Source organism: Phenylobacterium sp. (assembly GCF_030693805.1).
GTDB lineage: Bacteria > Pseudomonadota > Alphaproteobacteria > Caulobacterales > Caulobacteraceae > Phenylobacterium.
In genome coordinates, this window is the sequence record NZ_JAUXZW010000388.1 from 1 (window position 1) to 12,035 (window position 12,035).

Below are 12,035 nucleotides of genomic sequence, written 5' to 3' on the forward strand. Positions count from 1 at the left end.
GGCAATCACCGGCTCTGCCGGCGCGGCGACAGCACTGGCCGCGACGTCGGCGCGCAGCGGGTCGGCCGCCAGGGACCGGCGCTCGACCTTGGGCTCGATGGCGGCGATAGACGCGCCATCCATGCCGGTGGCGACCACCGACACGCGGATCATGCCGTCCAGGCTCGGGTCGAAGGCCGCGCCAAAGATGATGTTGGCTTCCGGGTCGACCTGTTCGGAGATGGCGTTGGCGGCCTCGTCGACTTCCAGCAGGGTCATGTCCATGCCGCCGGTGACGTTGACCAGCACGGCCTTGGCGCCCTTCAGCGACACTTCGTCCAGCAGCGGGTTCTGGATCGCGTTCTGGGCGGCCATCAGCGCGCGGTCGTCGCCGGTCGCCTCGCCCGTGCCCATCATCGCCTTGCCCATCTCGGTCATGACCGTGCGGACGTCGGCGAAGTCGAGGTTGATCAGGCCCGGCAGCACCATCAGGTCGGTGATCGAGCGCACGCCGGAGTGCAGCACCTGATCGGCCATGCCGAAGGCTTCGGCGAAGGTCGTGCGTTCGTTGGCGACGCGGAACAGGTTCTGGTTTGGGATGACGATCAGGGTGTCGACGTAGCGTTGCAGCTCGGCGATGCCCGCATCGGCCAGCCGCATGCGGTGGCGGCCTTCGAAGGTGAAGGGCTTGGTGACCACGCCGACCGTCAGGATGCCGCGCTCACGGGCACACTTGGCGATGATCGGGGCGGCTCCGGTGCCGGTGCCGCCGCCCATGCCGGCGGTGATGAAGATCATGTGGGCGCCGTCGAGGTTCTCGCCGATCTCGGGGATCGACTCCTCGGCCGCGCTCATGCCGACTTCCGGATGCGCGCCCGCGCCCAGACCCTGGGTCACCTGCACGCCGAGCTGGATGCGGCGGTCGGTCTTGGAGAACGCCAGTTGTTGGGCGTCGGTGTTGGCGACGACGAACTCGACCCCTTCGAGGCCGGCCTCGATCATGTTGTTGACTGCGTTGCCGCCGGCCCCGCCGACGCCGAACACCACGATGCGCGGCTTCAATTCCGTCGCCCGCGGCGCTGAAAGTGCGATTGCCATGGGGCCTGCGTCCTCCGCCAGATTCAATGCAAGGCGCCGGCGACCCGCGTTGCCGACGCATCCTTCAGGATGGGTTAACTAGGCGACCAGCATCCTTAATTGCGAGTTAACCGCATACACTGACTCGGAGGTCCGTCGACCCGCGTAAACAGCTCATTTTTCTTGCTGCGCAAGGCGTAGCGCACGTCTCCGGCGCGCTGCTGCGACAACCTGGCGGCTAAAGATTTTCACGCAACCAGGCCGCGGCCTTGGCCACCGGGTTGGCGCCAGGGTCCAGAGCCTCGCGGCGCAGCTTGGCCGACGCAAGCGCCCTGGCCGACACCGCTTCGCGCGGTCCGAAGGCCGAACGATGCAGCACGCCGGCCGCCGCGCAGAACGCGGGACCCGAGGCGGCGTCCGCCAGGTGGGGCACGCGGCGCGGCCGTCCCAGCCGAACGGGACGGTCGAACACCCGCACGGCGACTTCGCGCACGCCAGCCAGTTGCGAAGCGCCGCCGGTCAGCACGATGCCCGCACCGGCTTCGAGCGGCGCGCCCGAGGCTTTCAACCGGTCGCGCAGCAGCTCCAGCGTCTCTTCGACGCGCGGGGCGATGATGCCCTTCAGCAACGACCGCGGCGCGACCACCGGGCCCGCGCCCGGATCGTCGCCACGCGGCGGGGCTTCGATCATCTCGCGGTCCTCATTGGCCGAGGCGATGGCCGAACCGTGCAGGGTCTTGATGCGCTCGGCGCCGGCGATCGACGTCGAAAGCCCGCGAGCGATATCCTGGGTGACGTGCTGGCCGCCGACCGGAATGGTGTCCACGTGGACCACGCTGCCGCCGGAGAACACCGCCGCCGACGTCGATCCGCCGCCCATGTCGATGCAGACCGCGCCGAGGTCCATCTCGTCTTCTTCCAGCGCCGCAAGCGCCGAGACGAACGGCGCCGCCACCACGCCCTCGAACTGCAGGTGCGCGCGCTCGACGCTGGCCGCCAACGTCTGGATCACCGCCTCGCTGATCGACACCACCAGCAGTTCGACGCTAAGCGTACGGCCGAACATGGCGCGCGGATCGCGCACCCCGCCCTGTCCGTCCACCGCCCAGGCGATCGGCAGGATATGCACCGCGCGACGGCCGGGCAGCCGGATCTGGCCCAGCGCCGCCTGAATGCCGCGCACCAGGTCGTTGTCGGAGATCGGTTTGGCGCCCAGCGAAACGCGCCCGGCGACCCGGCTGCTGGTCAACTGCCCGCCCGAGGTCGCCACCGTGACGCCCTGGACGTTCACACCCGCGACGTTCTCGGCCCGCTCCACCGCCTGGGCGATGGCCTCCGAGGCCTCGTCCAGATTGACGATCGCGCCGCTGCGCACGCCGCGCGACTGCACATAGCCGACGCCGGCGCAGGTCAGGGTGCGGTCCGCGCGACGAACGCCCTCCGGCTTCATGATGAAGCAGGTGACCTTCGAGGCCCCCAGATCCACCGCCGCCATCACTGGCGCACGTCCCAGCGCGGCCTTCAGGCCCTCGCGCGTGTCCTTACGTTCCTCGACCCGCGTCGCCAATTTCACCGCTCCACCCACCAAGTCCCTCACGCCCCGCCGGCGACGAGCTGGCCCGGAAGGGCCCCGTCGCGCGGCCGAACGGCCACCATGTCCGGATCGCGCAGATCGATGCGCTCGAAACCGAGCTCCAGGATCCGCGTGCGCTGATCGAGTTGGTCCAGCTGCATCAGCGCCTCTTGTTCTCCGACCGCCGGCAGCTGCACCAGCGATCCGTCCTTCATCCGCAGGTCCCAGCGGCGGTCGTCGACGCGCACCAGGGCTTCCAGTCGATCCTTCAGGCGCGGACGCTGGGCGATGGCCGGTAGAATCTCCGGCGCGTGCTCGTTGGCGCCCTCGCCGACCACCAGGGGCAAGCCCGGAAAGCGCCCCGCGTCCGCCTCGGGGATGACCCGGCCATGGTCGTCGACCACCAGGCTCTTGCCGCCGTGTTGCCAGACCGCCAGTTGATAGTGCACGACCACCGCCACCACCATGGTGACGGGCAACAGGCGCACGATCCGCGCCTGCTTGACCCAGCCGACCTGTTCGACGCGCTTGCGCATCGCTTCCAGGTCCATGCCCAGCAGCGGTTGATCCTTGTAGACGCCGGCCGCCTGCAGGATGTCCGGCATCGCCAGCGCCGAGGCGCCCTCGACGTGCACGGCGCGCGCCCGGAAGCCCAGGCTGGCGAACATCTTGTCGATCCGCGCCGAGATGTCGGCGCCGGCCCGCTCGCCGCGATGACCGGTGGCCAGGGTGGCGATCAGCGCCACAGCCAGCACGCCGCCGGCGGCCAGCAGCGCATGATGGGGAGACAGTCCGACGCCTTGCGCCGTGCCCAGCTTGCCAGGCGTGTAGACGCCGCCGCGGCTCTGCTGAGCCCGCGACTTCGGGGAACTAGCGGGCGCCTTTACCCGGGGTTTCGCCTGCGTTCGCGATCCCCCCCGCAGAGCTGCGGGCATAGGCGTCCTCCGTTATCCAAAGCACCAGACGGTCGAACGGCACGCCCTGATGCGCCGCCTGCTCGGGGACGAGCGAGGTGGGCGTCATGCCGGGCTGCGTGTTCACCTCCAGAAGGACCAGAATGTCGTTAATGTCGTCATAACGCAGGTCCGAACGGGTCGCCCCGCGGCAGCCCAGCGCCGCATGCGCGCGCTCAGCCAGTTTCTTTGCCTTTTCAAAGACTTCTGTCGGCAAGCTGGCGGGAATCACGTGCTCCGAACCACCTTCGCCATACTTGGCGTGGAAGTCGTAGAATCCTGAACGCGGAATGATCTCGGTGACCGTCATCGCCTTGCCGTCCATGACGCCGACGGCGAGTTCCTTGCCGCGCACATAGGGCTCGATCATCACCTCCTCGCCGTAGGTCCAGGAGGGCTCGGCGATCTCCTGCGGCGGGGTGTTGGCGCCCTCCTGCACGATGAACACGCCTACGGAGGAGCCCTCGGCGTTCGGCTTCACGACGTAGGGGGGCGCCATCACGTGAGAGGCCGCCGCCTCAAAGCGGTTGAACAGGCCACCGCCCGGCACTGTGACGCCCGCCGCCGCAAGCACCGCCTTGGACTTGGCCTTGTCCATCGCCAGGGCCGAGGCCAGCACCCCGCAGTGGGTGTAGGGCAGGCCCAGCGTCTCCAGCACGCCCTGGACGCAGCCATCCTCTCCCCATTCCCCGTGCAAGGCGTTGAAGCAGACGTCGGGCTTCAGGCTGGTCAGTACTGCGGCCAGATCCCGGCCCGCGTCGACCCGGGTCACCTTCGCGCCCAACTGCTCGAGGGCGTCGGCGCAGGCCGCGCCCGACACGAGACTGACCTCACGCTCTGACGACAGCCCGCCCAGCAGGACGGCGACGTGGTGTCCGGCGAGCGGTAGGGCCATGGGAATCCTCTTGAGAGTCGGGTGTCGACGGCGCGGTTACTGGATCGCCAGCGCGCGGAAGTCCACGTCGCTGGCGCCCACCGCATAGAGCAAGCTCGCCCACACTGCGACGCTCTGGGCGAGATCGCGCGGGTCGATCTTGTCGAGCGTGTCGTCGGCCGAATGGTGCAGGTCGAAATAACGTGTCGCATCCGGACTCAGGCTCGCCACCGGCGCGCCCAGCTTGATCAGGCCGGCCACGTCGGAGCCGCCGAAGGTCGAGGGCTCGGGCGCGACCACCACGGTGAGCGGCGCCAGCGCCGCGGTGAACGCCCGCATCGCCGGGTGCTGAGCCGAGCCCTTCGGCAGGCGCACGCGCCAAACGGGGCCAGGCCCGGTGTCGCTTTCGCCCACCATCACCATGGCGGCGACCTCGTCCTTGTGCGCTTCAGCGTAGGCCGCGCCGCTGTAGTCCATCTCCTCGGCGCCCCACATCACCACGCGCAGCGTGCGGCGCAGGCCGCCGGGCGCCGAGCCCGCCAGCTTGGCCGCCGCGGTGGTGATGGCGACGCCGGCCGCATCGTCGATCGCGCCGGTCCCGGCGTCCCAGGAATCCAGATGTCCGCCGACCACCACGATTTCCCCCGGCGCAGAGCCGGGAATCTCGCCCACCACGTTCCAGGCCAGCGCCTTGTCGGTCATGGTCGAGGTCATGTTCAGCCGCACGCGCACGGGCGCGCCGCGCGCCGCCATGCGGTCGAGAAGTTGGGCGTCAGGCACGGACAGCGCCGCGGCCGGGATCGGCTTGACGCCTTCCGGCCAGGTCAGGGCGCCGGCGTGCGGCAGGCGCGTGTCGTCGGTCGACAGCGAGCGCACCAGGAAGGCCGCCGCCCCGCGCTTCGACGCCTCCCCCGGCCCGCGCGTGCGGTTGCGGTTGAGGAAGCCGTAGCCGGAGCCGTCCTGCGCCTTCAGCATCGGCTGGTTGATCACCGCGATCTTGCCGTTCAGCGATCCCAGAGGCGCCGCGGTCAGCGCCTCCAGCGAGTCGAAGAACACGAGCTCGCCTTCGATTCCGCCACGCGGCGTCGAAGGCGATCGGCCCATGCCAAGGATCTGAAGCTTCTGGGCGTAGGGCGCGACGACCTCGGCGCTCTCGGGTCCGCGCGTCCAGGCGCCGGCCACGAAGGGCTCCGCGTGGACGTTCTGGAACCCCAGCGCCTTCAGCTTGGCGATACCCCAGTCCTTGGCGCGCTCCATGGCGGGCGAGCCGGTCGGGCGGGCGCCGACCTCTGTGGTCAGCGATTCCACGATGTCCCAGGCGGTGGTGTCCTTCAGGGCGCGCTCGCGCACCTCGACCGCGCCGGCCGCGAGGTCCTGGGCCGCGGCGGGCCCCGCCAACGCCAGACCCATCACCAGAGCGGCGAGCGGAAGGTTCATGCTGGGCTTCATGGCGCGCTCACATCGGAAGATCGGGCGGGCGCCCAGCTTGGCCTGCGCCCCGGATCGATGTCCAGGCCGCTCAAGGTGCGGATCACGCAGGCCGACCGATCCGCTTGATCTCCCATTCGAGGTCTACGCCGAACTTGGCCTTCACGTCGGCGCGCACCGCCTCGCCCAGGCCCTCCAGGTCGGCGGCGCTCGCCTCGCCGGTGTTGATCAGGAAATTCGTATGCAGCGGTGAGAACATCGCCCCGCCGAACGGCTTGCCGCGCCAGCCCGCGTCGTCGATCAGCTTCCACGACGATCGTCCGGGCGGGTTCTTGAACGTGGAGCCGCCAGTCTTCTCGCGGATCGGCTGCGACTGCTCGCGCTTGGCGGTGATCTCACCCATCCGCGCCTCGATGGCGGCCGGTTCGTCGGGCGTCCCCTGGAACAGCGCGCCTGTGACGATCAGGTCGCCCTGCGCCGCCCTCGCCGACTTGCGATAGCTGAACGCCATCTCGGCGTTGGACAGCGTCAGCCGGTCGCCTGCGCGGGTGACCGCGTAGGCTTCCACCAGCACGTCCTTGGTCTCCGCGCCGTAGCAGCCGGCGTTCATGATGCAGGCGCCGCCGATCGCGCCAGGCACGCCGCGGTAGAACTCCAGCCCCGCGATCCCCGCCCTCGCCGCGTCGCGTGCGACGATGGCGTCGGGCACCGCGGCGCCGGCGAAGATCCTCGCCTCGCCCCGCGGCTCGACCCTGGCGAAACCGCGGCCCAGGCGGATCACCACGCCCTCCACTCCGCCGTCGCGCACGAGGGTGTTGGAGCCGACGCCCAGCGGCGTCACCGGCACGCCGGGGTCCAGGCCAGCCAGGAAGCCGGCCAGATCGTCCTCGTCTTCGGGCAGGAACACCAGTTCGGCAGGTCCGCCCACGCGGAACCAGGTGAACGGCGCCAACGGCTCGTCTCGCAGCAGCGTTCCCCGCACAGGCGGCAGGCGGTCGCGCCAGTTCATGTCGAGGGCTGGGCCTGGGCCTCGAGCTGCGCCGGCAGCGCGTGCGCCCAGGCGGTGATGTCGCCAGCGCCCAGGCAAACGACGAGATCCCCCTCGCGCGCTTCCTCGCCGACCACGCGGGCGAGGTCGTAGGCCCCCGACAACGGCAGGGCGCGACGATGGCCGAAGCGGCGCAGGCCCTCCACCAGGGAGTCGCGGTTGGCGCCCTCGATCGGCGTCTCGCCGGCGGTGTAGACGTCGGAGACCACCACCACGTCGGCGTCGTTGAAGCAGGCGCAGAATTCCTGGAACAGGTCGTGCAGCCGCGAATAGCGGTGCGGCTGGACCACCGCCACGACCCGCCCGCTGGTCACCGCGCGCGCCGCGCGCAGCACCGCGGCGATCTCCACCGGATGGTGACCGTAGTCGTCGATGATCCGCACGCCGCGCGCCACGCCGACGGTGGTGAACCGCCGGCCAACGCCCGCAAACCCGGTCAGCCCCTTGCGGATGTTGTCCTGGCCCACACCCAGCTCGCGCGCGACGGCGATGGCGGCCAGCGAATTCATGACGTTGTGGTGCCCGGCCATCGGCAGGTGCAGGTCGTCCCACCGCTCGACCTGGATCTGCGGGTCGTGAGGATCGAACACCGCGTCGAAGCGCGAGCCGTCCGGCCCCATGGTGATGTTCTCGGCCCGCACCTCGGCCTGCGGATTGACGCCGTAGGGGATCACCCGACGGTTCTCGACGCGGGCGGCCATCGCCTGCACCTCGGGATGGTCGGTGCACACCGCGGCGAAGCCGTAGAACGGCACATTCTCGACGAATTGCTGGAACGCCCGCTTCACCGAGTCGAAGTCGCCGTAGTGGTCCAGATGCTCGGGGTCGATGTTGGTGACGATCGCACAGGTCGACTTGAGCTTCAGGAAGGTGCCATCGCTCTCGTCGGCCTCGACGACGATCCAGTCGCCCTCGCCGACCTTGGCGTTGGTGCCATAGGCGTTGATGATCCCGCCATTCACCACGGTCGGATCCATCCCGCCGGCGTCCAGCAGCGCCGCCACCATCGACGTCGTGGTGGTCTTGCCGTGGGTGCCGCCCACCGCCACCGAGTAATGAAGGCGGGTCAGCTCCGCGAGCATTTCGCCTCGATGGACCAGCGGCAGACGTCGTTCGCGCGCCGCGGCCATCTCTACGTTGTCGGCCTTGATCGCCGTCGAATAGACCACCGCCGAAGCGTGTTCGACGTTGGCCGCGTCCTGGCCAATGAACACCTTGACCCCCAGCTTCTCCAGTCGCTCGGTGTTGGCGCTGGCGCGCGCGTCGGACCCCTGCACGGTGTAGCCGATGCGCAGCATGATCTCGGCGATGCCGCTCATGCCGATGCCGCCGATGCCGATGAAGTGCACGGGGCCGAGTTCGAAGGGGACGGGACGTCGGTTCATGGCCATGCCTTAGCGGACTTGCGCGGTTTGCTCCACGACGTCGGCGAGGCGTTCGGCGGCGTCCGGCTTGGCGACCGAGCGCGAGGCGGCCGCCATCCTGGCCAGGGCGGCTGGATCGCCCAGCAGGCGGGCCAGCACTTCCCGCAGGCTGTCGACCGTAAGCGCGCTCTCGCGCAGGATTTCCGCGCCCCCCGCGTCGGCCAGAAGGCGGGCGTTCTGGCCCTGGTCGTCGTCCAGCGCGATGGCCAGTGGGATCAGGATCGCCGGCTTACCCGCCGCCGCGAACTCGCAGACGCTGCCCGCACCGGAGCGTCCGATCACCAGATGCGCCGCCTTCAGCCGACCGGCCATGTCGCGGAAGAACGGCGCGATCTCCGCCTCGACGCAGGCGTCCGCGTAGATCTTCTGGGCGATCTCCATGGATTCCGGCCGCGTCTGCTGCTGCACCGACAAGCGGTCGCGCAAGCTCTCCGGCAAGGCGGCGATGGCGTTGGGCACGAGTTCGGAGATCAGCCGCGCACCTTGGCTGCCGCCGGTGATCAGCAGGCGTAGCGGCTCTCCAGGCTTCGGCGTCTCATAAGGCGCGTCGGCGATGGCTCGGATCTCGGGCCGCACCGGATTGCCGACCACGATCGCCCGCTTGGCGACCTTCGGCGGGGCCTTCTGCAGCACGGGAAAGGCGCAGGCGACGGTGGTCACATGAGCGGCCAGGCGGCGGTTGGCGCGGCCCATCACCGCGTTCTGTTCGTGCACCACCGTCGGTCGGCCCTGGGTGATCCCGGCCAGCAGTCCCGGCACCGAGGGATAGCCACCGAAGCCTACCACGACGGCGGGATCGATCACCTTGAACGCCCGGCGCGCCTGCATGACGCCGCCGACGATCGCCAGGCCCGCCTGCGCCATGCCGACAGGGTCGCCCCGGCGGAAGGTGCGCGCCGACAGCCCGATGCGCTGTTCGGCCGGAAAGTCCTCGGCGAAGGCGGCGACCCGGGCGTCGGAGGCCAGAACGATGCGCCAGCCGCGCGCGATCAGCGCCTCGGCCAGCGCCTGGGCGGGGAACAGGTGTCCGCCGGTGCCCCCGGCGGCGACGACGGCGATCTTGCGCATGGCCGCCGGACTAGGTGAAACCGCCGCCCTTGGCCAGCCCATCGCCCTGGGTGTAGGCGCCGGGTCGCCGCCGCGTCAGCGCCAGCGCCATGCCCAAAGTCAGGCCCATGGCCAGCATCGACGAGCCGCCATAGGAGATGAACGGCAGGGTCATGCCCTTGGTCGGAATCAGGTTGAGGTTCACCGCGACATTGATGAACGCCTGCTGGCCGACCAGCACGAACAGCCCGGCCGCTGCCACCTGCTCGAAAGGGTCCGACAGCTTCATCGCCTTGTAGAGCCCACGGATCACCACGAAGGCGAACAGCGAGATCAGCAGCAGCGAGAAGACCAGCCCATACTCTTCCGCGGCGACGGAATAGATGAAATCGGTGTGCAAGTCGGGGACGTGGCGCTTCATCACGCCCTCGCCCGGGCCGCGACCGAAGACATGGCCGGCGGCGATGGCCTCGGCGGCGCGGTCCACCTGATGGGTGTCGGCCTTGTCGGGACTGAGGAAGCGGTTCACGCGGCTGGCCACGTGGCCGAACAGGAAATAGGTGCTGGACAGCATCGCTAGCGCGGCCCCAGCCAGCAGCATCACCCACGACAGCGGCACGCCGGCCATCCAGAACGCGGCGCCGAACGCCACGGTGATCAGCACCGTCTGGCCCACGTCCGGCTGGATCAGCAGCAGGCCGACCGACACCAGATAGAGCGCGAAGGCGATGGTCACCCCCGGCACGCCCTGCCCCTTCTGGCCTTCGGAGAACATCCAGGCGACCAGGATGATCAGCGCCGGCTTCATGAATTCCGACGGCTGTAGCGTGAACCCGCCCAGCTCCAGCCAGCGTGTCGCGCCCTTGGCGTTGTGGCCGATGAACGGCAGCGCGATCATCACCGCGATCGCCGCCAGATAGATGAAGAACGCCGCCCGGCGGATCGCCTTCACCTCCAGCATCGAGACGCCCACCAGGATCACCGCGGCGCCCATGGCGAACACGCACTGGCGCACGGCGAAGTGGAACGGATCGCCGACGTTCATCCGCGCGGCCGCCGCAGGGCTGGCGGCGAACGACAGCAGCACGCCGAGGCCGATCAGCACGGCGACGACGCCCAGGAGCCAGCGGTCGATGGTCCACCACCACACGCCGACTGGCGAGCGGTCGCTGCGGGCGAAGGCGTGGGCTGGGGATGCGCTCATGCGCGCGCTCCTTTGGCTTCAAGCTTTCCCAGGGATTCCACGGCGGCGCGGAACGCCTCCCCGCGGGCCTCGAAATCGGTGAACTGGTCGAACGAGGCGCAGGCCGGCGACAGCAACACCACCGCGTCCTGGCCGCTGGCCGAGGCGTCGGCATAGGCGCGGGCCACAGCCGCGGCGATGGTCCCGCACTCGGCGAACTCGGCCTTGCCGCGCAGCGTCTGGGCGAAGGCCGGCGCGGCCTCGCCGATCAGATAGGCCTTCTCGATGCGTGGGAAGAGATCGGAGAGCCCTTCGACGCCGCCAGCCTTGGGCTGGCCGCCGGCGATCCAGAAGAACTTCGGATAGCTCGACATCGCCTGGCGCGCAGCGTCCGTGTTGGTGGCCTTGGAGTCGTTGACGAAGCGTACGCGGCCGACATGGCCCACGGTCTCCATGCGGTGAGCGAGACCCGGGAAGGTCATCAGTCCCTCGGCCGCGTCCTCCGCCGGAATGCCGACGCCGCGGGCCGCGGCGTAGGCGGCGGCTGCGTTCTGCCAGTTGTGGCGGCCGGGCAGCGAGCGGGCGCGCAGCAGGTCGACGATCTCCACGGCGCGCTCGCCGGTGGCGTCGTACAGCAGGCCCTGCAGCGCATAGACCCCGCGGCCCATCGCCTTGCTGGCCGAGATCGGCACGATGGTGCGGCGGTTGGCGGCGGTCACCTCGGTGCAGATCCGCTGTCCCCAGGGATCGTCGACGCCGATCACCGCGGTGTCGCCCTTGCCCTGGTTGAGCAGGATGCGCCGCTTGGCCGCGACATAGCCCTCCATGCTCCCGTGACGGTCGAGATGGTCGGGCGAGACGTTCAGCAGCACCGCGGAGTCGGCCTTCAGGCTCGACGTCAGGTCCAGCTGATAGGACGACATCTCCAGCACGTAGACCGCGCCGCCGTGCATGTCCTCCAGCCCCAGCACGCCGAGACCGATGTTGCCGCCGACCCGGGTGTCGCGTCCGGCGACATTGCAGATGTGACCCAGCAGCGCCGTCGTCGTCGACTTGCCGTTGGTGCCGGTGACCGCGATCACCTTGGGGCGCTTGTGCTCGGGGGCGGCGTTCACCGCACGGGCGAACAGCTCCATGTCGCCCACGATCTCGACGCCGGAGGCCTTGGCCTTCTCGACGGTCCAGTGGGGGGTCGGATGGGTCAGCGGCACGCCGGGCGACAGCATGATCGCGGCGTAGTGGCTCCAGTCGGCGGTGGTCAGGTCCTCGAGCGGCAGGCCCTCGGCCTTGGCGGCGTCGCGTGCGGCGGCCTTCTCATCCCACAGCGCCACCTGCGCGCCGCCGGCGATCAGGGCGCGCGCGGCCGCAAGCCCGGTGCGGGCGAGACCGAACACCGCCACCTTCCTGCCTTCGAACCCGCGCACCGGAACCATGAGGTGTCGTCCCGCC

General features: G+C 69.8%; 10 protein-coding genes. All 10 read right to left on the minus strand.

Annotated features, from left to right (window positions below; translation table 11 throughout):
- The coding region (gene ftsZ, locus Q8M88_RS15365) for a cell division protein FtsZ (RefSeq protein ID WP_305598028.1) at positions 1-1,077 on the minus strand (1,077 nt) is incomplete at its 3' end.
- A gap of 217 nt (positions 1,078-1,294) precedes the next feature.
- Positions 1,295-2,551 (minus strand): cell division protein FtsA, encoded by a 1,257-nt coding sequence (gene ftsA / locus Q8M88_RS15370; protein WP_305598060.1) that lies wholly within the window; start codon positions 2,549-2,551, stop codon positions 1,295-1,297.
- A 98-nt stretch (positions 2,552-2,649) separates the two neighbouring features.
- Entirely contained in the window at positions 2,650-3,564 is a 915-nt protein-coding gene (locus Q8M88_RS15375; protein WP_305598029.1) for a cell division protein FtsQ/DivIB, read from the minus strand.
- On the minus strand, positions 3,500-4,477 hold the full coding sequence (locus tag Q8M88_RS15380) for a D-alanine--D-alanine ligase (RefSeq protein ID WP_305598030.1): 978 nt from the start codon (positions 4,475-4,477) through the stop codon (positions 3,500-3,502). The genes Q8M88_RS15375 and Q8M88_RS15380 overlap by 65 nt, the downstream gene beginning before the upstream one ends.
- A gap of 36 nt (positions 4,478-4,513) precedes the next feature.
- Positions 4,514-5,893 (minus strand): M20/M25/M40 family metallo-hydrolase, encoded by a 1,380-nt coding sequence (locus Q8M88_RS15385; protein ID WP_305598031.1) that lies wholly within the window; start codon positions 5,891-5,893, stop codon positions 4,514-4,516.
- Positions 5,894-5,987: 94 nt separating this feature from the next.
- Positions 5,988-6,893, minus strand: coding sequence for a UDP-N-acetylmuramate dehydrogenase (murB, locus tag Q8M88_RS15390; RefSeq protein ID WP_305598032.1), 906 nt, complete (start codon positions 6,891-6,893; stop codon positions 5,988-5,990).
- On the minus strand, positions 6,890-8,323 hold the full coding sequence (murC, locus tag Q8M88_RS15395) for a UDP-N-acetylmuramate--L-alanine ligase (protein WP_305598033.1): 1,434 nt from the start codon (positions 8,321-8,323) through the stop codon (positions 6,890-6,892). The genes murB and murC overlap by 4 nt, the downstream gene beginning before the upstream one ends.
- A gap of 3 nt (positions 8,324-8,326) precedes the next feature.
- Positions 8,327-9,424, minus strand: coding sequence for an undecaprenyldiphospho-muramoylpentapeptide beta-N-acetylglucosaminyltransferase (gene murG, locus Q8M88_RS15400; protein WP_305598034.1), 1,098 nt, complete (start codon positions 9,422-9,424; stop codon positions 8,327-8,329).
- Positions 9,425-9,434: 10 nt separating this feature from the next.
- Positions 9,435-10,607 (minus strand): putative lipid II flippase FtsW, encoded by a 1,173-nt coding sequence (ftsW, locus tag Q8M88_RS15405; RefSeq protein WP_305598035.1) that lies wholly within the window; start codon positions 10,605-10,607, stop codon positions 9,435-9,437.
- Entirely contained in the window at positions 10,604-12,019 is a 1,416-nt protein-coding gene (murD, locus tag Q8M88_RS15410) for a UDP-N-acetylmuramoyl-L-alanine--D-glutamate ligase (RefSeq protein WP_305598036.1), read from the minus strand. The genes ftsW and murD overlap by 4 nt, the downstream gene beginning before the upstream one ends.
- Positions 12,020-12,035: the final 16 nt, after the last annotated feature.